General features: G+C 68.4%; 20 protein-coding genes and 1 pseudogene. 9 read left to right on the top strand and 12 right to left on the bottom strand.

Going from position 1 to position 23,552, the window contains the following annotated elements; all coding sequences use genetic code 11:
* Positions 1-33 precede the first annotated feature (33 nt).
* Together purD and L1066_RS10275 are read right to left on the bottom strand one after the other, a co-directional pair.
* Positions 34-1,305 carry a phosphoribosylamine--glycine ligase gene (gene purD / locus L1066_RS10280; protein WP_235736235.1) on the bottom strand — a complete coding sequence of 424 codons (1,272 nt, stop codon included), beginning with the start codon at positions 1,303-1,305 and terminating at the stop codon, positions 34-36.
* Between the two features lie 121 nt (positions 1,306-1,426).
* Positions 1,427-2,713 (bottom strand): adenylosuccinate synthase, encoded by a 1,287-nt coding sequence (locus L1066_RS10275; RefSeq protein WP_235736234.1) that lies wholly within the window; start codon positions 2,711-2,713, stop codon positions 1,427-1,429.
* Between the two features lie 128 nt (positions 2,714-2,841).
* Here L1066_RS10275 and L1066_RS10270 point away from each other — a divergent pair, with 128 nt between their 5' ends.
* On the top strand, positions 2,842-3,747 hold the full coding sequence (locus tag L1066_RS10270; RefSeq protein ID WP_235736233.1) for a diacylglycerol/lipid kinase family protein: 906 nt from the start codon (positions 2,842-2,844) through the stop codon (positions 3,745-3,747).
* A gap of 64 nt (positions 3,748-3,811) precedes the next feature.
* On the top strand, positions 3,812-5,458 hold the full coding sequence (gene lysS / locus L1066_RS10265) for a lysine--tRNA ligase (protein WP_235736232.1): 1,647 nt from the start codon (positions 3,812-3,814) through the stop codon (positions 5,456-5,458).
* Between the two features lie 321 nt (positions 5,459-5,779).
* Here lysS and L1066_RS10260 read toward each other — a convergent pair whose 3' ends face one another.
* The 3 genes from L1066_RS10260 to L1066_RS10250 form a co-directional block, all read right to left on the bottom strand.
* On the bottom strand, positions 5,780-6,190 hold the full coding sequence (locus tag L1066_RS10260; protein ID WP_235736231.1) for a DUF3151 domain-containing protein: 411 nt from the start codon (positions 6,188-6,190) through the stop codon (positions 5,780-5,782).
* Positions 6,191-6,231: 41 nt separating this feature from the next.
* Complete coding sequence (gene fbaA / locus L1066_RS10255) at positions 6,232-7,263, bottom strand: class II fructose-bisphosphate aldolase (RefSeq protein ID WP_235736230.1); 1,032 nt, start codon at positions 7,261-7,263, stop codon at positions 6,232-6,234.
* Between the two features lie 70 nt (positions 7,264-7,333).
* Positions 7,334-7,981 (bottom strand): TrmH family RNA methyltransferase, encoded by a 648-nt coding sequence (locus tag L1066_RS10250; protein ID WP_235736237.1) that lies wholly within the window; start codon positions 7,979-7,981, stop codon positions 7,334-7,336.
* A 76-nt stretch (positions 7,982-8,057) separates the two neighbouring features.
* On the opposite strand from L1066_RS10250, the gene L1066_RS10245 reads away from it, so the two are divergent.
* Entirely contained in the window at positions 8,058-8,744 is a 687-nt protein-coding gene (locus L1066_RS10245) for a VTT domain-containing protein (protein WP_235736229.1), read from the top strand.
* 12 nt (positions 8,745-8,756) lie between these two features.
* On the opposite strand, the gene L1066_RS10240 is transcribed toward L1066_RS10245, so the two are convergent.
* The gene (locus L1066_RS10240; protein ID WP_235736228.1) at positions 8,757-9,431 is read right to left on the bottom strand and encodes a class E sortase; all 675 of its coding nucleotides are present in this window, start codon (positions 9,429-9,431) and stop codon (positions 8,757-8,759) included.
* A gap of 20 nt (positions 9,432-9,451) precedes the next feature.
* Here L1066_RS10240 and L1066_RS10235 point away from each other — a divergent pair, with 20 nt between their 5' ends.
* Complete coding sequence (locus L1066_RS10235; RefSeq protein ID WP_235736227.1) at positions 9,452-10,615, top strand: pyridoxal phosphate-dependent aminotransferase; 1,164 nt, start codon at positions 9,452-9,454, stop codon at positions 10,613-10,615.
* A gap of 61 nt (positions 10,616-10,676) precedes the next feature.
* The gene (locus L1066_RS10230; RefSeq protein WP_235736226.1) at positions 10,677-11,579 is read left to right on the top strand and encodes a carboxymuconolactone decarboxylase family protein; all 903 of its coding nucleotides are present in this window, start codon (positions 10,677-10,679) and stop codon (positions 11,577-11,579) included.
* Positions 11,580-11,848: 269 nt separating this feature from the next.
* Here the strand turns inward: L1066_RS10230 and L1066_RS10225 are convergent, their stop codons facing one another.
* Both L1066_RS10225 and L1066_RS10220 read right to left on the bottom strand, forming a co-directional pair.
* On the bottom strand, positions 11,849-12,241 hold the full coding sequence (locus tag L1066_RS10225; RefSeq protein WP_235736225.1) for a hypothetical protein: 393 nt from the start codon (positions 12,239-12,241) through the stop codon (positions 11,849-11,851).
* Positions 12,184-12,912 (bottom strand): hypothetical protein, encoded by a 729-nt coding sequence (locus tag L1066_RS10220; protein WP_235736224.1) that lies wholly within the window; start codon positions 12,910-12,912, stop codon positions 12,184-12,186. Before L1066_RS10220 ends, L1066_RS10225 begins: the two co-directional genes overlap by 58 nt.
* A 208-nt stretch (positions 12,913-13,120) precedes the next feature.
* Between L1066_RS10220 and L1066_RS10215 the strand changes: the two genes are divergently transcribed.
* Entirely contained in the window at positions 13,121-13,921 is an 801-nt protein-coding gene (locus tag L1066_RS10215) for a protein kinase domain-containing protein (protein WP_235736223.1), read from the top strand.
* Positions 13,897-14,676 carry a hypothetical protein gene (locus L1066_RS10210; RefSeq protein ID WP_235736222.1) on the top strand — a complete coding sequence of 260 codons (780 nt, stop codon included), beginning with the start codon at positions 13,897-13,899 and terminating at the stop codon, positions 14,674-14,676. The genes L1066_RS10215 and L1066_RS10210 overlap by 25 nt, the downstream gene beginning before the upstream one ends.
* 69 nt (positions 14,677-14,745) lie before the next feature.
* On the opposite strand, the gene clpB is transcribed toward L1066_RS10210, so the two are convergent.
* The 4 genes from clpB to L1066_RS10190 all read right to left on the bottom strand — a co-directional run bounded on the left by clpB (position 14,746) and on the right by L1066_RS10190 (position 20,550).
* The gene (clpB, locus tag L1066_RS10205; protein WP_235736221.1) at positions 14,746-17,340 is read right to left on the bottom strand and encodes an ATP-dependent chaperone ClpB; all 2,595 of its coding nucleotides are present in this window, start codon (positions 17,338-17,340) and stop codon (positions 14,746-14,748) included.
* A 224-nt stretch (positions 17,341-17,564) separates the two neighbouring features.
* The gene (locus L1066_RS10200; protein ID WP_235736220.1) at positions 17,565-18,458 is read right to left on the bottom strand and encodes an Abi-alpha family protein; all 894 of its coding nucleotides are present in this window, start codon (positions 18,456-18,458) and stop codon (positions 17,565-17,567) included.
* A 13-nt stretch (positions 18,459-18,471) separates the two neighbouring features.
* Entirely contained in the window at positions 18,472-19,821 is a 1,350-nt protein-coding gene (locus L1066_RS10195; protein WP_235736219.1) for a DUF445 domain-containing protein, read from the bottom strand.
* Positions 19,822-19,938: 117 nt separating this feature from the next.
* Positions 19,939-20,550 carry a TetR/AcrR family transcriptional regulator gene (locus tag L1066_RS10190; protein WP_235736218.1) on the bottom strand — a complete coding sequence of 204 codons (612 nt, stop codon included), beginning with the start codon at positions 20,548-20,550 and terminating at the stop codon, positions 19,939-19,941.
* Positions 20,551-20,717: 167 nt separating this feature from the next.
* Here L1066_RS10190 and cysD point away from each other — a divergent pair, with 167 nt between their 5' ends.
* The gene (gene cysD, locus L1066_RS10185; protein ID WP_235736217.1) at positions 20,718-21,638 is read left to right on the top strand and encodes a sulfate adenylyltransferase subunit CysD; all 921 of its coding nucleotides are present in this window, start codon (positions 20,718-20,720) and stop codon (positions 21,636-21,638) included.
* Positions 21,638-23,531, top strand: a pseudogene (cysN, locus tag L1066_RS25920) (sulfate adenylyltransferase subunit CysN). Before cysD ends, cysN begins: the two are co-directional and overlap by 1 nt.
* Positions 23,532-23,552: the final 21 nt, after the last annotated feature.

The following is a 23,552-nucleotide window of genomic DNA, read 5'->3' as shown; positions in this document are numbered from 1 at the left end:
GCTCGACCAACGAACCGGGCTCGACCTCCGGGGTCAGTCCAGGAGCGAGGCGCCCTCCATGACGCCGAGCGGCTCGGCAGCGATGTCGCTGCGCCGCTGCATGCGGTCGAACGAGATCAGGTCGGCAGCCGAATAGGCCCGGGCCCGGGCGTCGGCCACGTCGTAGCCCACTGCTCGGACGGCGAGAACGCGTCCTCCCGCGGTGACCAACCCGTCCGGGCCCAGCGCCGTACCGGCGTGGATCACGTCGACGTCGTTGACCCCGTTGGCCGCGCCGACGCCTGTGATCAGGTCGCCCTTGGTCGACGACTCCGGATAGCCGGCGGAGGCCAGCACGACAGTGACCGAGGCGCCGTCTCGGAAGCGCGGAGGTTCGACCTTCTCGAGCGTGCCGGTCGCGGCGGCGTGCAGGAGCCCGCCGAGGCCGGAGTCGAGGAGCGCCAGCACTGGCTGGATGTCGGGATCGCCGAAGCGGCAGTTGAACTCGATGACCCGCGGGCCGGTCTTGGTGAGGGCGAGACCGACGTAGAGGCAGCCGACGTACGGTGCTCCCCGTTCGCCCATCTCGGCGAGGGTCGGGTTGACGACCTCCTCGATCACCTGCGCTGCGAGCCCGGGGTCGGCCCACGGCAGCGGCGAGTAGGACCCCATGCCCCCGGTGTTGGGCCCCTTGCCACCGTCGAAGATGCGCTTGAAGTCCTGCGCCGGCTGCAACGGGTACGCCGCGGCGCCGTCGCAGATGGCGAAGAGTGAGACCTCGGGGCCATCGAGGAACTCCTCGATCACGACGCGGCCGCAGGCCTCGGCGTGCGCGAGCGCCTCCGCTCGGTCGAGCGTCACCACGACGCCCTTGCCGGCGGCCAGCGCGTCGTCCTTCACGACGTGCGGTGCCCCGAACTCGTCGAGCGCCGCCTCGTACTCGGCGGTGGTGGTGCAGGTGCGCGATCCGGCGGTCGGCACCCCGGCCGCGGCCATGACCTCCTTGGAGAAGGCCTTCGAGCCCTCGAGCTGCGCAGCGGCTCGGCCCGGGCCGAAGACCGCGACGCCCGTCCTCTCCGCGATCACGTCGGCGATCCCGTTGACGAGCGGCGCCTCCGGTCCGACGACCACCAGGTCAACAGCGAGATCGGCAACCAGCGCCGCCACCGCGTCGGAGTCCATCGGATCGACGTCGTGCAGGGTGGCGAACGCACCGATACCGGGGTTGCCGGGGGCGACGTGCACCTCCGTCACGGTCTCGTCGCGGGACAAGGACAGGGCGAGGGCGTGTTCGCGGCCACCGGTGCCGATCACGAGAGTCTTCACGGGCGGTGAGTCTATCGGCGGCCATCCGTGGAGACGTGGCCCGAGTACTCGCCGTCGCTGACGAGGAGTGCGCTGCACCCACCCCGAGCGACTGGACGAGGCGCTCACGAACTCCGGGGGATCAGGCCGGATGGACGACGATGGTCTCCTCGCGACCGGGACCGACCCCGACGCCCCAGAACTTCGCGCCGCTCATCTCCTCGAGTGCCTTGACGTAGGCCTGGGCGTTGGCAGGCAGTTCATCGAACGAACGGCAGCCGGAGATGTCGCTCTTCCAACCGTCGAAGTATTCGTAGATCGGCGTGGCACGCTCGAACTCGGGCTGGGTCATCGGCATCTCGTCGTGGCGCACGCCGTCGACCTCGTAGGCCACGCACACCGGGATCCGCTCCCAGCTGTCGAGCACGTCGAGCTTGGTCAAGAAGAACTCGGTGAGGCCGTTGATGCGGGCCGCGTAGCGCGCGATCACGGCGTCGTACCAACCGCAACGACGGGTGCGCCCGGTGGAGACGCCGATCTCGCCGCCGATGCGCTGCAGGTCCTCGCCGTCCTGGTCGAAGAGCTCGGTCGGGAAGGGCCCCGACCCGACCCGGGTGGTGTAGGCCTTGATCACGCCGATCACCCGGTCGATGCGCGTGGGACCGACACCGGCTCCGGTGCAGACGCCGCCGGCGATGGGGCTGGAGGAGGTCACGAACGGGTAGGTGCCGTGGTCGACATCGAGCATCGTGGCCTGCGCACCCTCGAAGAGCACTGTCTTGCCCTCGTCGAGTGCGCGGTTGAGCAGCAGCGAGGTGTCGGCGACCATCGGACGCAGGCGCTCGGTGTAGGCCGTCAGCTCCTCGACCACCGCGTCGACCTCGATCGCCCGCCGGTTGTAGACCTTCGTGAGCACGTGGTTGCGGATGTCGAGGGCGGCCTCGATCTTGGAGCGCAGCACCTCTTCGTCGAAGAGGTCGGCGATGCGGACCCCGACCCGGTTGACCTTGTCGCCGTAGGCGGGGCCGATGCCTCGGCCGGTGGTGCCGATCTGGTTCTTGCCCAGGAACCGCTCGGAGACCTTGTCGATCGTCGAGTGGTAGGAGGCGATCACGTGCGCGTTGGCGCTGACCTTCAGGTCGGCCACCTCGACGCCGCGCTCGAGGAGACCGTCGAGCTCACGGAAGAGCGCCTCGGGCGAGACCACGACACCATTGGCGATGACACTGGTCGCACCGGGTGTGAGGATGCCGCTCGGCAACAGGTGCGTGGCGTACTTCTCGCCGTTGACCACGATCGTGTGGCCGGCGTTGTGGCCGCCGCTGGTGCGCACCACGTAGTCGATCGGACTGGACGTGGCGAGCTGGTCCGTCGCCTTGCCCTTGCCTTCATCGCCCCACTGGGCTCCAAGAACAACAACTGCGGGCATTTTTGCGGGTCACCCCTCAAGAAAACGAAACAGCCCCGGCGCAATACGCATCAGGGCTCTTGCGCGCCGACGTTACCACCTTGCCTCCCCTCCGCCCCGATCCTCGCTACCCGTGGCAGGCTCTGGTTGTGCAACCACTCCTCGTGATCACCAACCCCGACGCCGGCGGTCCGCCCGAAGAACTCGAGCGTGCGCTGGCAGTGCTCGAGGCCCGGGCCTCCGTCGAGGTCGCGGAGACCAGCAACCCGGGAGAGCTCGACAGCGTGCTCCACCGGGCCGGCAGCCGCACGATCGTCATCGCCGGTGGCGACGGCAGTCTCCACGCAGTGGTCGCCGCCCTGCACAAGCGCCGCGAGCTCGACCAGCAGGTCCTCGGCCTGGTGCCGTTGGGCACCGGCAACGACTTCGCCCGTGGCACCGGCATTCCGCTCGATCCGGCCGACGCCGCCGCGGTCGTGCTCTCCGGCGTCCCCACCCCGACCGACCTGCTGGTCGACGAGGTCGGCAACGTCGTGGTCAACCACGTGCACGTCGGCGCATCGGCGCAGGCCGGACACAACGGCGCCAAGGTGAAGTCGCTGCTGGGCAAGGTCGGCCTGGGCAAGCTGGGCTACCCCATCGGCGCACTCATCTCGGCCGTCAACCCCCAGGTCAGCCGACTGCGGGTCGAGGTCGACGGTGAGGTGATCAACGGGGTCGACCAACCCGTGCTGATGGTCTCGGTGGGCATCGGTCCCGACGTCGGTGGCGGCACCACCCTCACCCCCGATGCCGATCCGAGCGACGGCAAGGCCGACGTCATGGTCTCGCGCGCCGTCAGCCGGTTGGCGCAGCTCGGGTACGTCGCCCGGCTCGGTCGCGGGGAACACACCGAGCGCAACGACGTGGTCACGATCCGTGGACACCAGGTCACGGTGTCCGGCGAGAAGTTCTGGACCAGTGCCGACGGCGAGCTCGACGGGCCGGAGCGTCGGCGCACCTGGCGGGTCGAGCCGGGTGCCTACCAACTCCTCCGGCCGCGGCAGGGGCAGTAACCTTGGGGCCGATCGGGCGCTGGAAGCGGAGCGCCAGCACCACGACCTCCAGGAGTTCCCACCCATGGCCCGAAATCGCTCGCAGGTACCCACCGACTGGGTGACCCGGGCCGCCGACGAGGCGATCCGGCACGCCGGTGAGGGCAAGCCGGTGACCTGCGCGTCCGGGGCCTCGCCGAGTGGACCGGTGCACCTGGGCAACCTGCGCGAGTTCCTGACCGTGCACTTCGTGGCCGACGAGCTCCGCCGCCGCGGGGTGGAGGTGCGGCACCTGCACAGCTGGGACGACTACGACCGCTTCCGCAAGGTGCCGGCCGGCGTACCCGCGGAGTGGTCCGAGCACATCGGTCGCCCGCTCTCCTCCGTGCCCGACCCGTGGGAGTGCCACGCCTCGTGGGCCGAACACTTCAAGGCGCCGCTGCGTGAGGCCCTCGCGGAGATGGGCGTGGAGATGCAGGAGGTCTCCCAGACCGAGATGTACCGGGCCGGCACCTACCGTGAGCAGGTGTTGCTGGCGATCCGTGAGCGCGCGCAGGTCGAGACGATCCTGAGCCGTTACCGGACCAAGAAGGCCGAGGACGAGGCCGAAGCGGACCCCGCCGAGGACCTCTCCCGCTTCCCCTACAAGCCCTACTGCCGCAGCTGTGGTCGCGACACGGTCACGGTGACCTCCTACGACGACGCCACCACTGACCTCGCCTACACCTGCAACGCCTGTGGCGACTCCTACGTGACCAACGTGGCCACGCAGGACGAGGGCAAGCTGGTCTGGAAGGTCGACTGGCCGATGCGCTGGTCCTTCGAGGGTGTCGACTTCGAGCCGGGTGGCGCCGACCATGCCACCCCGGGCTCCTCCTACACCGTCGGCAAGGACGTCGTGAAGATCTTCGGCGCCACTGCACCGTCGTTCGTCGCCTACGGCTTCGTCGGCTTCGCGGGGATGCAGAAGATGTCGTCGTCCTCCGGTGGCGTGCCCACCGCTGCGGACGCGCTGCGCATCCTCGAACCAGCCATCCTGCGCTGGCTCTACGTGCGCCGGGCACCCAAGCAGACCTTCGACATCGACTTCGGCCCCGAGGTCGTGCGGCTCTACGACGAGTGGGACGCGCTGACCAAGAAGGCCGGCAACCCCGAGAAGCGCGACGTCGCCGTCCTCGCCTGGGAGCGCGCCTCGGCCACCGCCGCCGTACAGCTGCCGATCGCGAAGGTTCGGGTGCCGTTCCGGACCCTGTCGTCGGTCGCCGACGTGACCGCCGGCTCCGCGGCACTCATCTCACAGGTGGTCTCCCACGTCGGCTTCCCGCACGACGACGTCGCCGATCTCGAACCGCGGCTGGCCAAGGCGATGCAGTGGACCCACGAGTTCGTGCCCGCCGAGGACCGTACGACGGTCCGCGACTCCCCGGCCACCGAGCGGATCGCCGCGCTCACCGAGCAGGAGTCCGGCTGGATCCGACTGCTGCTCGACGGGCTCGCCGACCTCGGAGCGGAGCTCGACCAGGACGCCGTGACGACGCTGGTCTACGGCGTGCCCAAGCTTGCCCACGGCTTGAGCGTCGAGGACGCGCCCACCGACGAGGTGAAGGCCGACCAGAAGAGCTTCTTCAAACTGCTCTACAACCTGTTGGTCGATGCCGACCGTGGGCCCAGGCTGCCCACGCTGGTGGTGGCCCTGGGCACCGAGAAGGTCCGCAGCCTGCTCACCAACTGAGCCCGATCGCCAGGGGCCGGCGAGGCGCATGTGCCGGATTGCCGCCTCGTAGGAGGCGACCGCTGAACACTCGACGTACGGGTGCTCGATCTGGTAGGTGACCGCCGGCCGCCAACGTGGTCCGCAGGGGCGTCGACCGCAGGGGCTGCCCGCCCTCGTCGTCCCACACTTCGTGGTCCAGGTCCGGGGACGGCGTGGCCCCGGCGATGGTGAGCGTGCGCGTGGCCATGAGCCACCGCCCAGCGGTCGCTGCCTGCCCAGCGTCGAGACTGACCTGGGCAGTTGCAGCCTTCCCTCAACCGCACGTCGAGCAGCAAGCGGTCAGAGCAAGGTTTCTGCAGCCGTGGCGCTCGAGTCGCGCAGGAAGTCGGCGCAGCGCTCGGCCTCGTCGGTCTCGCCGATGGCCTTCGCAGCTGTCGCCAGCAGCGCCAGGCAGCGCAGGAAGCCGCGGTTGGGCTCGTGCTCCCACGGCACCGGGCCGTGGCCCTTCCAGCCGTTGCGCCGAAGGGCGTCGAGACTGCGGTGGTAGCCGACCCGGGCATAGGCATAGACGGTGACGTCGTCGGCATCCGCGTCGACGGCCTGCTGGGCCAGAGCGGCCCAGGCCGCTGGGGAGGCCGGGTGATCACGCACGACGTCGACCGGCGCCACCCCCGACTGCAGTTCCGTCGTCGCAACGTCGGCGGGCAGGTGGGTGGGCGGCGGTCCCGCCATCAGGTCAGGGAAGTTCATGGCCCCATTGTGCCCCGGCACCCACACGCCGGTGGTGGGGGTCAGCCGATGCTGGTCCCCGCCGAGCGGAGGTTCTCGCACGCCTCGACGATGCGCGCTGCCATACCGGCCTCGGCAGCCTTGCCCCACGCCCGCGGGTCGTAGGCCTTCTTGTCGCCGACCTCACCGTCGATCTTCAGCACGCCGTCGTAGTTGGCGAACATGTGTGCGGCGGCCGGACGAGTGAAGGCGTACTGCGTGTCGGTGTCGACATTCATCTTCACCACGCCGAAGTCGACTGCCGCCGCGATGTCCTCGGGCGAGGAACCCGAGCCGCCGTGGAAGACCAGGTCAAAGGGCTTGCTACCAGCCGCGAGGCCGAGTTCCTTGACGACCGCCTCCTGCGCCTGCTCGAGGATCTCGGGGCGCAGCTTGACATTGCCCGGCTTGTAGACGCCGTGCACGTTGCCGAAGGTCAGCGCGGTCATGTAGCGACCGCGCTCCCCCACACCGAGCGCGCGCACGGTGGCCAACGCGTCCTCGGGGGTGGTGTAGAGCTTCTCGTCGATCTCGGCGACGACGCCGTCCTCCTCACCACCGACCACGCCCACCTCGATCTCAAGCACGATGTTGGCGGCAGCGCAGGCGGCGAGCAGTTCTTCGGCGATCTGCAGGTTCTCCTCCAGCGGCACCGCGGATCCGTCCCACATGTGCGACTGGAAGAGCGGCGCCTCACCGCGCGCCACCCGCTCGGCGGAGATCGCCAGCAGCGGCCGCACGAAGGTGTCGAGCTTCTCCTTCGGGCAGTGGTCGGTGTGCAGCGCGATGTTGACCGGATAGTTCTTCGCAACCTCGGCTGCATAGGCGGCGAACGCCACCGAGCCGCTGATCATGTCCTTCACGGAGGGGCCGGAGAGATACTCAGCGCCGCCGGTCGAGACCTGGATGATGCCGTCCGAGCCCGCATCCGCGAAGCCGCGGAGCGCAGCGTTGAGCGTCTGCGACGAGGAGACATTGATGGCCGGGTAGGCAAACGACTTTGCCTTCGCCGCGTCCAGCATCTCTGCGTACTTCTCGGGCGTTGCGATGGGCATTTCTTCTCCTCAGGCAGGGCAGACAGCAGCCCCCACCCTAGATGAGTTGTCCCGACGGGAGGTGCTGGGCTCAGCCGCGCCAGGCAGCGTCACCGGAGAGATCGGCGTACTGCCGGACCCAGGAGTGCATCGCGATCGCACCAGCGGCAGAGGCGTTGATCGACCGGGTGGAGCCGAACTGTGCGATCGAGAAGGTGCCGTCGACCACCGACCGCGCTCGCTCCGAGAGGCCCGGACCCTCCTGGCCGAAGAGGAAGCAGACCTTCCGCGGCATCTCCATCGTCTCCAGGTGGGCCGAACCGGGCAGGTTGTCGATGCCGAGCAGGTGCACGTCACGCTCACGCAAATAGGTCGCGAGCTCCTCCGGCGTCGCGTGGTGCCGCAGGTGTTGGTACCGGTCGGTGACCATGGCGCCGCGCTTGTTCCAGCGACGGTTGCCGACGATGTGCACCTCCGCGGCCAGGAAGGCGTTGGCGGTGCGCACGATCGTGCCGATGTTGAAGTCGTGCTGCCAGTTCTCGATGGCCACGTGGAAGTCGTGCCGGCGGGTGTCGAGGTCGGCGATGATCGCCTCCATCGACCAGTAGCGGTAGCGGTCGACGACATTGCGGCGATCACCCGCGCTGAGCAGTTCCGGATCGAGCCGAGGATCGTCGGGCCAGGCCTCCGGGCCACCTGGCCAGGGACCGACCCCCACCTCGGCCGGCCCGTGCGGCATGGGGTCATAGGGCGCGCGCTGCTCCTCCACGGCCGGTCACGCTACCCGGCGCCCGGCACACGGCTACGCTCTGCCCGTGATCCCGGACCTCGCATACCCCATGCTGCTCGGCCTGAAATGGATGGACCCCGAGTGGCTCCTGGACCAGTTCGGTCAGGAGATGTTCTGGATCAGCCTCGCCATCATCTTCATCGAGTGCGGGCTGCTCTTCCCGATCCTTCCGGGTGATTCGCTCCTCTTCAGCGTGGGCCTCTTCATCCACCGCGCCGGGGCGGGCGAGGCAGGCATCGACGTCAACATCGCGCTGGCGTGCGTCCTCCTGGCCACGGCTGCGTTCCTGGGCAACGTGACCGGCTATGAGATCGGCCGTTTCCTCGGGCCGAAGATCTATCAACGCCGGGGGCGGTTCCTGAAGCAGGAGTACTTCACGAAGACGGAGCAGTTCTTCGACAAGCACGGCGCGAAGGCGCTGGTGCTGGGTCGCTTCGTGCCGATCGTGCGCACCTTCATCACCTTGGTGGCTGGCGTCGGCAAGATGAACCGCCGACACTTCTTCCTCTGGTCGCTCGTCGGCGCCGTGCTGTGGGCCGTGGGGATCACCCTGTTGGGCTACTTCCTCGGCGGTATCGAGTTCCTGCAGGACAACATCGAGGCGGCATTGCTGCTGATCGTGGCCATCTCGGTGCTACCGATGGTCATCGAGTGGTGGCGTCACCGCCGGGCCGCAGCAGCTGCGCCCGCCGAGGAGACCGACGCAGCCTGACCGGCCGCGGAGTCAGCGCTTCTCGGTGGCTACGAGTTGCCCGAAGGCGATGAGCCGGTTGTCGGTGTGGAAGAGCTCCGCGCATGTCGTGAGCGTGATCAGCCGCTGCCCCGGTTCCTGACGCGGTTGCACGCCACCTGCCTTCGGATTCGTCGGGAGCTTGTCGATGACCCAGGTGTCCTCGAACGTGACCTCGAGATCCTTCCCGCCGGTCGTCAGTTCATAGGTGAAGATCTTGTCGCGGGTCTCGACGACCACCTCGTCGCCGACCTTGAGCGACGGCATGCCTCGCAGGGGCTCACCGTTGGTCACCCGGTGCGCGGCCAGGGCGTAGTTGCCCTTCTTGCCCGGTTCAGCGCTCCCGTCGAAATGGCCGTAGCCCTTCGTGAGGACGGCCTCCGAGGTACCGCGGAGCACCGGGACGGCGTAGTCGTCGCCGAAGCGAGGAATCCGGATGATCGCCTCCACGTCGCCCTCGGGGAAGCTCACGGCGCCCTTGGCCCCAGGCTGCTCGCGCCACTCCTTCTCGACCTCTTCGATCAGTCGCTCGTGGGTGCGCTTGGCGACCCAGTTGGTGCCCCAGAACTGCCAGGCGAACCAACCGAGCATGCCGACCCCCGCCAGCACCAGCCCGACGCCCAGCCACCAGGTCCACGGTCGTCGCCGCCCCTTCTTCTCATCACCCACGGCCCCATAGTCTCAGGAGCATGGTTGGTCACGCGAAGCGTCTGGACGGCATCCCACCGACGATCTTCTCGGAGATGTCAGCGCTTGCCCTGCGCACCGGCTCGGTCAATCTCGGCCAAGGATTTCCCGACGTCGACGGGCCGCCGGGCGTGGTCGAGCAGGCCGTGGCCGCGCTGCGCGGCGGTCGCAACCAGTACGCGCCGGGACCCGGGGTGCCGGAGTTGCGCGCCGCGATCGCGCGTCACCAGGGCAGGCACTACGACCTCGACCTCGACCCCGACTCCGAGGTGGTGGTCACGACCGGTGCCACCGAGGGAGTCGCTGCTGCGGTCCTCGGGCTGGTCGACCCAGGTGACGAGGTCGTCCTGCTGGAGCCCTACTACGACTCCTACCCGGCGATGATCGCCTTCGCCGGCGGGGTACGCCGTCCCATCACCCTGCGTGCCCCCGACTTCCGCCTCGACGTGACCGCGCTGCAGGCCACGGTCACCGACCGCACCCGGGTGATCCTGCTCAACACGCCCCACAACCCGACCGGCACGGTGTTGACCCGCGAGGAGCTGCAAGCGGTCGCCGACCTGGCGATCGAGCGCGACCTGGTCGTGGTCACCGACGAGGTCTATGAACATCTCACCTTCGACGGCCACCGTCACGTGCCGTTGTGCACGCTGCCGGGCATGTGGGAGCGGACCGTCACGCTGTCGAGTGCCGGCAAGTCGTTCTCCCTCACCGGCTGGAAGGTCGGTTGGGCGACCGGCCCGGCTCAGCTGATGGAGGCGGTGCTGGGTGCGAAGCAGTGGCTCTCGTTCACCAGTGGGAGCCCCCTCCAGCCAGCGATCGCCCATGCCCTCGATGAGGAGTGGCACTTCTATGACGAGTTGGCGGCGTCGTTGCAGCAACGGCGTGACCAGCTGTGCGCCGGGCTGGGCGCCCTCGACGTCGACCTGCGTGTCCCCGAAGGCACCTACTTCGCCCTCACCGACGTGAGCCGGTTGGGGTGGCGCGACGGTCGCGATTTCTGCCTCGCGCTCCCGGAGCGGGCCGGAGTCGTCGCGATCCCGGCCCAGGGATTCTGCGACGACAGGGAAGCCGGTCAGCACCTGGTGCGGTGGGCCTTCTGCAAGGAAACCGACGTGATCGCCGAGGGGCTCCGCAGGCTCCACGCTGCCGATCTCCGCGCTTGAGGCTCCCGCTCTGCGCGAGCGGGCCTTCCCGACGGACCGGGGCGCGGCGTACGTTGCCAGCATGACCCGCATCGCGCGCACCGTCCTCGCCCAGTGGGCACCCACCATGGTTCAGCCCTGGGACGACCTCGTCGCCCAAGCCGGCGAGGGTGGCGTCACCGACCTCGTCAGGCTGCTCCGGCCCGTGTGCGCGGCAGCCAACGGGCTCACGCCTCTCCCGGTACCACCCGGCGAGGCGGTCGTGGCTGCCTCACACAGCGCGGTCGTGGAGTTCGCCGAGCAGTTCTGCGTCGACGTCTCCAGCATCGACGACGCCCAGCGTGCGCGGCTGCACGCAGCTGTCGGTGACGCGATGGGCGACGTGGTGGCGGCGACCTGGGTGGCCGACATGGTGCCCCGCGTCGCACACACGCTGGCGCGTCTCTTCCCGGACACGGAGGCACCTGCGGATGCCCCCGCCGGGAGTGAGGAGATCACCTGGCGCACCCGCGGCAACCTCGTTGGCGATGTCGTCAAACGGGTGACTCCCACCGTCGGCGCCCTGAAGGAGGTCGACCCGGTGACCACCGAGGTGGTCCGGCTCCGGGGCGCGGCGGCCCACAACTGTCGCCTCTGCAAGTCGCTGCGTGACACCACCGCGCTGGAGGCCGGTGCCGACAGCAGCGTGCTGGAACAACTGGCCACCGACCCGCGCGCCGCAGCAGCCCTCGACGCGCCGCACCGAGCCGCTGTCGCCCTCGTCGACGCAATCGTCTGGGCGCCGGCGCACCTGAGCGACGAGGTGATCGCAGACCTACGCCGCCACTACACCGCCGCGGAGCAGGTCGAGATGGTGCTCGATGTGGCCCGCAACGGGGTCAACAAGATCATGGTCGCGCTGGGGCGTGACGAGGCTCGGGTGGACGAAGGCGTGGAGTTCTATCACGTCGGTGACGACGGCATCCCCGTCTTCGCCGACGCCTGAGCGGTGATCTGCCGGTCGAGCCAGCCCCCGTTGGTCGAGCCTGTCGCCGTTGGCCGAACTGGTCTCCGTTGGTCGAGCTTGTCGAGACCAGCCACCGCGATCGCCCGCAACCGCAACACCGCCGCCTTCTCCCCAAGTCGACAAGAAACCCCGGATTCACACCTGCCACCTCGACCAACGGCAGGTCTCGACAGGCTCGACCAACGGGTGGGTCTCGACAGGCTCGACCAACGAGCGGCGGGGTCGGTGACCTCAGGCGCTGCCGAAACTCACTTCCGGGCGTACCATGCAGCGACGTGGGGCCGGGTCAGCAGGACCGCCGTGTAGACCGCTGCTCCGGTGAGCACCAGCATCATCGGGGCGCCGATCACCAGCGCAAGGGAGAAGACCGCGGTGGCGATGGCCGAGCCGAAGAGGGTCCAACGCGCCCAGTTGTGACGACGGTAGGCGAGGACGGCGAGCAGCATCGCCGAGAAGGCCCACACTGCGAGGAAGGCACTGACGCCGATCACCGTGCTCTTCAGCATCGACAGGCTGACGCCACTGTCCGAGAACCGCGCGTCCTCCTCGTAGAGCTCACGGAGGAGTGAGTCGTCGCTGGGGATCACCAGCAGCGCGGTGAGCGTGCTGACGAGCGCGAACCCGGTGAAGACCCAGACCATGATGCAAGCGGACAGCACCTCTCGCGGTCGGCGGGAGGGGTTGGTGGGGGCAGGCGTCGGCTCGGTGCCGTAGCCCGACCACGGTCGCGGACCGTCGGCCCCCTCGGCGCCAGCGCCGGCCTGCGGGTCGACCGTGGGCGTGGGCAGGGAACCCTGGCCACTGGATTCGTGACGCGGCGGCGCGACCGGACGCTCGGGCCACTGCGGGGCCGACGCCGATGCGCGAGCGGCCCGCTCCGGCGTACGACCGGCGAACCAGTCACGAGCTGGGCGGGTCCACAGCAGCACACCGCTGCGACGGCGACCATGGAGGCGGCGAAACCGCCGACGAGCAGGCCGCACAGGAAGAGCGGCACCGCCAGCACGCTGACCGCGATCCGCGCTTCCTTGTGCCGACGGAGCACGAAGGCGCCGAGCACCGCCATCGCGGCGGCGCAGGCGCCTGCGACCAGAGACGCACCGTGCATCACGTCGAGCAGCCGCTCGAAGGACATGCCCGTGCCGCTCAGCGGGGGCTCCGAGAGCATCCGCTGGAGTTCGTCGCGGGTGTCGATCGACCGCAGGTTGGCGACCGTGTCGTAGACCGACACCAGCACGATCACCGAGCCGACGAGGATCGCCCAGCCGGAGAGCGTGACCTGGGGCGGACGCGGCGCGGTGCGTTCACTCATGCCGGACAGTCTCTCAGCCCTCCTGAAACACCGAGGAGCCGGTGACGGAAACTGCGCCGAGCGTCTGGGACCGTTCGGGAGCGGGTGATTCCCGACGTACCACCCACCCGCCCATCAAATGGGGGACATTCGGCCCTCCCCAACCTGCGCCGGACAGGGAGACTGGAGCCCGGCGCTCCGTATGCAGCGCCCGGAGACAGGGACTCCCATGGAAGTAGAGAGAATCGGTGTCTACACCGTCCTCGGCATAGTGGGTCACGGCCGTTTCGGCCCGGTCTACAAGGCCGTGGATCCCGTCACGGGCGACGAGGTCGCCGTCAAGGTGCTCGACTGGCCGGAGGATTCCCGGCGGCGGGCACTCTTTCGCGACGAGGTCGTCAGGATGCCGGAGGTCGAGCACCCCAACGTCGTCAGGGTGCGGGACTTCATCGACACGCCTGAGCTCGCCATGCTCGTCACGGACTTCGTCCCGGCCGTCTCGCTGCGCCAGGTGATCGCGCAGACGGGGCCACTCGACATGCGCCAGGCCTTGGCCGTTCTGCACGGCACCCTCCAAGGTCTCGCTGCCGTCCACGCCGTCGGCATGGTGCACGGCGAGCTCACTCCCGACACCATCATCGTCGACGAGAGCGGCACCGGGCGCCTGATCGACTTCGGTCTCGCCGGACCAGCGAGGAAGCTCACCCGCCGCGACCTCTGGACCGGCTCCCTCGACTATCTCTCCCTGAGCAGGTCGCCGGCGACCACATCGACCAGCGCAGCGACATCCATGCGGCTGGCGCCGTGCTCTTCGAGTTGCTCACCGCGCAGACCCCTTCGCCAGACGGAGCCGACGCCGCCGTCGCCTCAGTGGACCCGCTCCGCGCGGCCCCAGCGCTGCCCACCGACTTCGCGGCCCTGTGCCACACCACCCTCGCCCCCGAGCCCGACGCCCGCCCTCCGGATGCCATCAGCTTGTTGGCGGCGGTCGAGCACAATGCGCTCGTGCGTTTCGGCCCCTCCTGGCTGACGCACACCGGGCTCCCGGAGCTGGTCACCGCCACGATGTCGACCCTCCCCTGGGGTTCTGGCCTCGTGGGCGGCGACGGGCCCGCCGGCAAGGAGCAGGACGGAGGCTCACCCGAGCGCGCTGCGTCCAGCAACAGCCCCCGCCGGCCGCGGAGCACTGCCGGACGACGGCGCACCCCAGGCAGCCTCCTCGCCTTCTTCACGTCCCGCCACGGCATGGCCGCCTCGGCGATTGCCGGCGTCACCTCCGTGGCAGCCGTCAGCGTCGGCATCCTCCTGCTCGCCGGGCGAGTGGACACCACCGCCATCCTCCGCCCGGTCAGCCCGACCTCTCCCCCAAGCACCCCGGACGCCACAGTGCAGTCCTTCGACCCGCCGATCACCCTCGACGGCAAGGGCCGAGGCACTGCCGTGGACCAGTTGGACGGCGACCTTCGGGAGTACCTCGCTGCCGAGGCCAGCTCCACCTACAGGGAGTGGCTGGGGGTGCACTGCGGCCTCGACGTGCACGACTCGTGGATCACCGTCGACAAGTGGGACCCAGCCGGCTTCGCCCACGGCAGCTACAACGGTTGCTCGACAGCGTCGGCCGTCTGGTGGAAGGACTCCAACGGCTGGCACGCCATGCCCTACCGCGCTCCCCTGCCCTGCGACGATCTCGAGGCGGCCCAGATCCCGGCAGACGTCCTGCCCGACGACTCAGCGGTGTGCCGGGAGCGGCGAGAGGTCTTCACCTACACCTTCGCAACGGGCTGAGCCCGCGCACGAAACGGCCCGGCACGATCGCTCGTGCCGGGCCGCTCATGACCATCTCGACCGCAGACCTCAGGCAGCGTGCAAACGCAACCCGTCACCGGCGTCGTTGACCTCGATGCTCACCGAGCCACCGTCGGTCACCTCGCCGCCGATCAACAGCTTCGCCAGCGGGTCTCCGATCGAGGTCTGGATCAGGCGCCGCAACGGGCGGGCGCCGTACGCCGGGTCGTAGCCCTTCTCGGCCAACCAGTCCTTGGCGTCCTCGGTGACCGTGATCGCGATCCGCCGCACCGCGAGCCGGTTCTCCAGCTGCGCCAGTTGCAGGTCGACGATGTGGGTCAACGCATCCTTGGAGAGCGCCTCGAACATGACGATCTCATCGAGACGGTTGAGGAACTCCGGCTTGAAGTGACCGCGCACGACACCCATCACGGACTCGTGCTTGAGCTCCGGCGCCATGGTCGGGTCGACCAGGAAGTGGGAGCCCAGGTTGCTGGTGAGGATCAGCAGCGTGTTGCGGAAGTCGACCGTGCGCCCCTGACCGTCGGTCAGTCGGCCGTCATCGAGCACCTGCAGCAGGATGTCGAAGACCTCCGGGTGCGCCTTCTCCACCTCGTCGAGCAGGACCACGCTGTAAGGACGACGGCGTACGGCCTCCGTCAGCTGACCACCCTCGTCGTAGCCGACGTAGCCGGGAGGGGCACCGACGAGCCGTGACACCGAGTGCTTCTCGCTGTATTCGCTCATGTCGATGCGCACCATCGCGCGCTCGTCGTCGAAGAGGAAGTCGGCCAGCGACTTCGCCAGCTCCGTCTTGCCGGTGCCGGTGGGACCGAGGAAGAGGAACGACCCGGTGGGGCGGTTCGGATCGGCCACACCCGCCCGGGAACGGCGTACGGCGTCGCTCACCGCGTTGACAGCAGCTTCCTGGCCGATCAGCCGCCGGCCGAGCTCGCCCTCCATCTCCAGCAACCGAGCGGTCTCGCCCTGGAGCATCCGGCCGGTGGGGATGCCGGTCCAGGCCTCGACGACGTCGGCGATCTGCTCCGCGCCGACCTGTTCGCCCACCAGGGGCTCGACCTCGGCCTTCTCGGCCTCGGCCACGGCCGCGATCTGCTTCTCGAGCTCGGGGATGCGGGCGTAGTTGATCTCGGAGGCCTCCTGCAGCTTGCCCTCACGGAGCAGCCGGTCGGCCTCGACGCGCAGCTGGTCGAGCTGCTTGCGCAGCTCACCCTCGCCCTCGAGGGTGCTCTTCTCCGCCTCCCAGCGGGCCTCGAGCGCGCGCAGTTCCTCCGCCTGGTCGGCCAGGTCGGCACGCAGTCGTTCGAGCCGTTCCCTGCTCGCCTCGTCGCTCTCCTTCTGGAGCGCGAACTCCTCCATCTTGAGGCGGTCGACCGAACGCCGGAGCTGGTCGATCTCCTCCGGGGACGACTCCCGCTCCATCCGCAACCGCGATGCCGCCTCGTCGATCAGGTCGATCGCCTTGTCGGGCAGCTGGCGGCCGGTGATGTAGCGGTCGCTGAGGGTGGCCGCGGCGACGAGTGCAGCATCGGTGATGCGCACGCCGTGGTGGGCCTCGTACTTCTCCTGGATGCCTCGCAGGATCTGGATCGTGTCCTCGACACTCGGCTCGCCGACGTACACCTGCTGGAAGCGGCGCTCCAGTGCCGGGTCCTTCTCGATGTTCTCGCGGTACTCGTCGAGCGTCGTGGCACCGATCATGTGCAGTTCGCCGCGAGCCAACATCGGCTTGAGCATGTTGCCGGCATCCATCGCGCCCTCGCTGCCGCCACCAGCGCCAACCACGGTGTGGAGCTCGTCGATGAACGTGATGACCTCGCCACCGGCGTCCTTGATCTCCTCGAGCACCGCCTTGAGCCGCTCCTCGAACTCGCCGCGGTACTTCGCACCAGCCACCATGGCGGCCAGGTCGAGGCTGAGTACGCGACGTCCCTTGAGGGAGTCGGGTACGTCGCCGGTCACCACGCGCTGGGCCAGGCCCTCGACGACGGCGGTCTTGCCGACGCCGGGCTCGCCGATGAGGACAGGGTTGTTCTTGGTGCGTCGCGACAGCACCTGGATGACACGGCGGATCTCGGCGTCACGGCCGATCACCGGGTCGAGGCGACCGTCCTCCGCAGCCTTCGTGAGGTCGATGGAGTACTTCTCGAGGCTCTCGTACGTCGACTCCGCGTCCTGGCTCGTGACCCTGCGGTTGCCGCGCACGGCGGTGAGTCCTTCGCGCAGGCCGGACTCGCTGAGCCCGACGTCGGTGAGCACCTTGCTGGCATTGCTCTCGACGCCCGCGAGCGCGATGAGCAGGTGCTCGGAGGCGACGTAGTCGTCCTTCATCGATGAGGCGAGTTCGAGGGCCGCGGCGAGCACCCGGGTGAGCGCCGCCGACGCGGCGGGGTGCTGGACCGTGGCACCGGTGGCACTCGGCAGGGCAGCGCGGGCCTTCTCCGCGCTCGCCAACACGGCCATGGGGTCGATGCCGGACTTCGCGATGAGATTGCGCGCCGTGCCTTCGGCGTCCTCGAGCAGGGCCACCAGTAGGTGGATCGGCTCCGTCTGGGTGTTGCCGCTGCGGGTAGCAGCCAGCTGCGCAGCCTCGATCGCCTCGCGGCTGCGGGTGGTGAACTTGTCGGCTCCGAACTGACTCACGTCCTCGGTCCCTCCTGACGCTGGGTGGACAAGCCAACCGGACATCCGGCGGGCTTGTCGAGACCCGACGGGCCTCACTGATCACAACATCAATAAAGTTGAGTCCATTCCACTCAACCCCAACTTTTCTCCCGAACCTTCACTCAGAACCGCCGAACCTTCACATCGGCCCCGGTCCGCAGACCCTGAGTGAAGGTTCGAGCCTTCTGAGTGAAGGTTCGCGGTCAGTCGAGGTCCTGCGGCGCCTGATGCTCGGGCAGGTCGGCGACATCGACGTCCTCCGGCATGAGGCAGGTGCGGCAGAAGTCCTCCCCGAACGGGGTGAGGTGGACACTGCGGCGCACCACCTTGGCCGACCGAACCGAGTGCATCGCCTCCAGCACATCGGGTTGCGCCTCCACCACCTGGTACTCCAGCGGGTCCTTGAGCTGCTCGCGGGAGAACCAGATCAGGCCCAGACGGAACAGGTTGTTGAGATACGCCGGCACCTGCTCGACGTAGCGCACCCCCGCCTGCGAACCGATCATGTTGAGCCCCGGCGCGATCAACGTGGAGCTGACCATGCCGATCGCGCCGCCGGTACGGATGTCGACGCTCGGCTGCGGCCCCCGGTTGAGCAGGAGCATCAGGATGCGGCCCTCGTCCGGCGCCATCTCGTCAAGGATCCGGGCGTACGCCGGATGGCCCTGCTCGTTGTTCCACACGTCGCGGGAGCGGGCCAGGAGGGCCTCTCCCTGCTCGCGCAGTGACTGCCTCTGGCGCTCCTGACGGAGCACGATCTGCTTGCCCTTCTGCTCCTCACGCTGATCGGCATTGCTGAGCGTGTGGCTCACCTGGATGACGGCCTCGGGCACCGGCACGCCATTGCTCACCGCCTTGGCCAGGTCGGCGATGACGCCGGACGCCGTGGCGAAACCCTGCGCGACCTCAACCGCGGTCTGGGGACTCGTGGCGGCCTTGAGCAGACGGCGGCTGGCCTTCACCCCGGCGACCGCGCCCCACTCCGCCGTACGCAACCAGGAGGTCGCGGCCAGGCGGACCAGGCCGGGAATGGCCTCCACTGCGGGATTGGGCTGGACAGGCTGCCGTTCGGGCAGCTGCTCGTCACTGGCGCTCACGGATTCCTCCTCATCATGCGCCTCCGACACGGAAGATCAGCTCGTGCAGGAAACCGCCGGCTGCACCCATGATGGCGCCGTGGGCGTAGAGCATCCACTCATCCTCCCTGATGGCCGAGCGCATCATCTCCACGAAGTCGCGGGGAGGCAGCTCCTTGGTACGCGCCGCGATCAGCACCCGGATCCGCTCCGACTGCTGCCGGCCGAACTCGACGTCCTTGAAGGGCGAGAGCGTGCGGCCGACCGCCTCGGTGGCGAACTCGTCCTTGATCCGATCGTAGGTGGCGACCCCGAGCGCGATCCGGGCTGCCCCGCGAGCCCGCCCTGCGGCCTTGTCGATCGCCGGCCCGAGCGCCGCCGCGAGCATCTGCCGAGTCCGGTCGCCGCGCGGACCGTCCATCAGGAAGTCGCCGATGCGCTCGAGGGTGATCACGTCGTCGGCGATGATCTGGGCATAGACCTCGGCTGCCTCGTCCTGGCGGCGCAGGAAGAGCCCGTGGAAGCGGATCCCCAGGATGCGCCGGGGCTCGGTGGGCTCGAAGATCAGCCACATGCCGACGGCGTTGGTGATCCAACCGATGATGACGCCGAGCACCGGCAGCACCCACCACATGTGGATCCAGTGGAAGAGCAGAGCAGCTGGGATGCCGAGCAGGAACCCGAAGATGAACCCGAGGTTCACCATCATGTTGAGTTCCTTCTGACCGATGTCCTTGAAGACCCGCACCACGAGCGACGGGTTCTTCCGGAAGTGGTCGATCACCATGATCTTGGGGTCGAGCAGCTGGTCGATGTGTACGCCGATCTCCGTCGTGACCGTGCCGACGACCGAAGGCAGCTGTGCTCGGACCCGCGCCACGATCGCCCGCTTGCCGGCCTCCGGCAGGTCCCGCCAGAAGGCGGGGTTGCTGCGCCGCATGACCTCGTCGACCAACTGAGGAATCTCCGGCTCGAACATCTTCACGATGTGCTCGCCGATCTTGTCCGGTTCGAGCTGCTGGTAGAACTCCGCGGGCGTGCCGAGCTTCGCGATCGCCTTGTCGACGGCGATGCTGCCCATCTTGGCTGCTCGAGCCGGCACGATGCCCTGCCAACCGATGCCGCCGATCATCACGCCGGGGATCTCCTGGACCTTGCGCGGCGCCAGTCGCGCCAGCTCGGCCATGCCCGGCACCCGGAAACCATGGAAGTTGATCGGATAGAAGAGCATGATCAGGCCGGTCCAGTTGATCAACCAACCGATGACCCCGGTGAAGAGCGGGATGGTGAGGATGGCGAACCATTCCCAGGTGCCATTGAGGTCCTGAAGGAACCAGTCGACGTCGGACAACCAATCGACGATCCGGTCGTACGTCGCACTCACCACCTCGATGCGGACGCCGCTGCCGACGCCGTGGGCCCCTCCCCCGCTGCGGTGAGGCTACCCAAGTAACTGGGTGTCCGAACAGCGTTTCACGCAGTGGCGGGTCACGGGGCACCCTCAGGCCGTGATTCCCCGGGTGATCACCTCGGCCGTGAACGTGATGAGCTCGGCAGGGTCGATGTGGCGAGCCCAGTTGTTGACCAGCGTGTCGGAGACGCCCATCAACCCCGAGAGCACGAAAGGGATCATCGCCGGGCCGTCGACGAGCTTGCGCCCCTCGATGCGCGCGGCCTCCACCACCGCACGCTCCAACTCTCGGTTGTACTGCTCGGCCGTCACCAGCACTTCACTCAACGAGGCGCGTTGGAACTGTTGATTGCCGACGGCCTCCCGCCAGACCGCGGTCATCCGTCCGACGCGCGACCACTGCCGAGCCGCCTCAGGGATCACGGCCTCGATCAGGGCCGCGACACCGTCGGTCCGCGGCAACTGCGCAACGAAATGGGCCGACTCGATCTGACTCTCGTTGAGCAGCGCCACGAAGATGTCGTGCTTGTCGGCGAAGTACTTGTAGATCAATCCGGTGCTGGTGCCGGCACGCTGCGCGACCGCCCGGATCGTCAACGCGCCGTAGCCTCCCTCGTCCAACAGGGCCGCCGCCGCATCGAGGGTGCCACGACGACGGGCCTCCGCATCGCCATGGATCGACTTGCGGTTCGTTTCGCTCACAGCCGCCACCGTACCCGCTCCGGAAGAAATGAACATTGTTCGTTCTCATATTGAACATTGTTCATTCTGTCGCTACAGTCCTCTCCCAACAGGCCGTGACGTCACCCGGCGGTCTGGTGACCTGCCGCCCCGAGCGGGGCGACAACGCAACTGGAGGTACCCCCACGATGAGTGGCCTCGCCACCCGAACCACCCTGACCCACCTGGACCGCCTGGAGGCGGAGAGCATCCACATCATGCGCGAGGCCGTCGCGCAGAGTGAGAACCCGGTGATGCTCTACTCCGTCGGCAAGGACAGCGCCGTGATGCTGCACCTGGCCCGCAAGGCGTTCTACCCGTCCCGGCTCCCCTTCCCACTGCTCCACGTCGACACGACGTGGAAGTTCAGTGCGATGTACGAGCTGCGTGACGAGACCGCAGCGGCCGCCGACCTGGACCTGCTCGTCCACCACAACCCGGATGCCGTGGCGCAGTCGATCAACCCGTTCACCCACGGCTCCGCGACCCACACCGACCTGTGGAAGACCGAGGGTCTCAAGCAGGCACTCGACCTGCACGGCTTCGATGCCGCATTCGGTGGCGGACGGCGCGACGAGGAGCGCTCCCGGGCCAAGGAGCGGGTCTTCTCGATCCGTTCTCCCGAACACCGGTGGGACCCGAAGCGTCAGCGCCCCGAGCTGTGGCGGGCCTACAACGTCCGCAAGGCGCCGGGCGAGAGCCTGCGGGTCTTCCCGCTCTCGAACTGGACCGAGCTCGACGTCTGGGAATACATCCGCCGCGAGGAGATCCCGATCGTCCCGCTCTACTTCGCCGCGCCCCGCCCCGTCGTCGAGCGCGACGGCACGCTGATCATGGTCGACGACGATCGGATGCCGCTTCGCCCCGGCGAGGAGCCCGAGATCAGGAGCGTCCGGTTCCGCACCCTCGGTTGCTACCCGCTCACCGGCGCCGTCGAGTCAACGGCGACGACCCTCACCGAGATCATCCAGGAAATGTTGTTGACCACCACCTCCGAGCGACAGGGGCGCGTGATCGACCACGACAGCACCGCCTCCATGGAGAAGAAGAAGCAGGAGGGCTACTTCTGATGAGCCGCGACCAGATTGCCGAAGACATCGAGCAGTACCTCGACAACCACCAGTCGAAGGACCTGCTGCGCTTCATCACCTGCGGCAGCGTCGACGACGGCAAGTCCACCCTGATCGGGCGCCTGCTCTACGAATCGAAGCTCGTCTTCGAAGACCAGCTCTCCGCACTCGAGGCCGACTCCCGCCGGGTCGGCACCCAGGGCGACGGTCTCGACTTCGCACTTCTCGTCGACGGCCTGGCCGCCGAGCGCGAGCAGGGCATCACCATCGACGTCGCCTACCGCTACTTCACCACCGACCGGCGCAAGTTCGTCGTCGCCGACACCCCCGGGCACGAGCAGTACACCCGCAACATGGTGACCGGCGCGTCCAACACCGACCTCGCAGTGATCCTGATCGACGCCCGCAAGGGGTGCTGACGCAGACTCGGCGCCACTCGTTCCTGGTGTCGCTGCTGGGCATCCGCCACGTCGTCCTCGCGGTCAACAAGCTCGACCTCGTCGACTACTCGCAGGAGGTCTTCGACGAGATCGTCGCCGACTACTCCCGCTTCGCCGAAGAGGTCGGGATCCGAGACTTCGTCGCGATCCCGATGTCCGCCTACCTGGGCGACAACCTCACCGAACGCAGCGTCAACACGCCCTGGTACGACGGGCCGACACTGATCGACCATCTCGAGAACGTCGAGGTCGACGACGCTTCGGCCAGCGGCCCGTTCCGGATGCCGGTGCAATGGGTGAACCGGCCCAACCTCGACTTCCGCGGCTTCTCCGGTCAGATCGCCGGTGGGTCGGTCCGCCCCGGGGACCGCCTCCGGGTGCTGCCCGGTGGTCACGAGTCGACCGTCGAGCGCATCGTGACGATGGACGGCGACCTCCCCGAGGCGATCGCCGGCCAGTCGGTGACGATCACCCTGGCCGATGAGATCGACGTCAGCCGCGGCGACGTGCTCGCCACCGCCGACGCCGCCCCCGGACTGGCCGACCAGTTCGAGGCTCACGTGGTGTGGATGGGTGAGGAGGAGATGCTGCCCGAGCGGCCGTACCTCTGCCAGATCGGCACCATGATCGTGCAGGCACGGATCACCCGGCCCAAGCACAAGGTCAACGTGAACACGCTCGAGAAGACTGCGACCAGCACCCTCGCGCTCAACGAGATCGGGCTGTGCAACATCAGCTTCGACCGGCCGGTGCCGTTCGACGCCTACGCCACGAACCGGGACATGGGTGGTTTCATCCTGATCGACCGGATCTCGGGCACCACCGTGGGCGCCGGAATGATCACGCACTCGCTGCGCCGCGCCGACAACATCCACTGGCAGTCGGTCGAGGTGCACGCCGAGGCGCGCGCCAGCCTCAACGGTCACCAGCCGCACGTCGTCTGGTTCACCGGCCTCTCCGGCTCGGGCAAGTCGACCATCGCCAACGACGTCGAGCGCCAGTTGCACGCGCTGGGTGCCCACACCTACCTCCTCGACGGCGACAACATCCGCCACGGACTGGGACGCGACCTCGGCTTCACGGACGCCGACCGGGTGGAGAACCTTCGCCGGGCCACCGAGGTGACTCGACTGATGGCGGACGCGGGCCTGATCGTGCTGGCGTCGTTCATCTCCCCTTCCGCGCGGAACGCGATGCGGCCCGGGAGCTGATCGGCGAGGCGCGGTTCACCGAGGTGTTCGTCGACACTCCGCTCGAGGTTGCCGAGCAGCGGGACCCGAAGGGTCTCTATGCAAAGGCCCGTCGCGGTGAACTCGCCAACTTCACCGGCATCGACTCTGCCTACGAGACCCCGACGGCTCCCACCCTGCGGATCGACACGACCACGACCTCGGCAACCGAGGCCAGTATCCAGATCGTGGAGTCGCTGCGGGCACGCGGCGTCATCGCCTGAGTCCCGCCGTACCCACTCGAA

This window comes from Nocardioides alcanivorans, assembly GCF_021555175.1.
GTDB lineage: Bacteria > Actinomycetota > Actinomycetes > Propionibacteriales > Nocardioidaceae > Nocardioides > Nocardioides alcanivorans.
This window is presented reverse-complemented; position numbering and strand designations above follow the sequence as displayed.

Coding starts and splice junctions, on each gene's coding strand:
- L1066_RS10260 (WP_235736231.1), bottom strand. CDS start 6,190: ATGAACTTCCCTGACCTGATGGCGGGACCGCCGCCCACCCACCTGCCC.
- fbaA (WP_235736230.1), bottom strand. CDS start 7,263: ATGCCCATCGCAACGCCCGAGAAGTACGCAGAGATGCTGGACGCGGCG.
- L1066_RS10225 (WP_235736225.1), bottom strand. CDS start 12,241: ATGGTCTGGGTCTTCACCGGGTTCGCGCTCGTCAGCACGCTCACCGCG.
- L1066_RS10275 (WP_235736234.1), bottom strand. CDS start 2,713: ATGCCCGCAGTTGTTGTTCTTGGAGCCCAGTGGGGCGATGAAGGCAAG.
- L1066_RS10235 (WP_235736227.1), top strand. CDS start 9,452: ATGGTTGGTCACGCGAAGCGTCTGGACGGCATCCCACCGACGATCTTC.
- L1066_RS10220 (WP_235736224.1), bottom strand. CDS start 12,912: ATGAGTGAACGCACCGCGCCGCGTCCGCCCCAGGTCACGCTCTCCGGC.
- L1066_RS10215 (WP_235736223.1), top strand. CDS start 13,121: ATGGAAGTAGAGAGAATCGGTGTCTACACCGTCCTCGGCATAGTGGGT.
- cysD (WP_235736217.1), top strand. CDS start 20,718: ATGAGTGGCCTCGCCACCCGAACCACCCTGACCCACCTGGACCGCCTG.
- L1066_RS10250 (WP_235736237.1), bottom strand. CDS start 7,981: ATGCCGCACGGGCCGGCCGAGGTGGGGGTCGGTCCCTGGCCAGGTGGC.
- lysS (WP_235736232.1), top strand. CDS start 3,812: ATGGCCCGAAATCGCTCGCAGGTACCCACCGACTGGGTGACCCGGGCC.
- L1066_RS10230 (WP_235736226.1), top strand. CDS start 10,677: ATGACCCGCATCGCGCGCACCGTCCTCGCCCAGTGGGCACCCACCATG.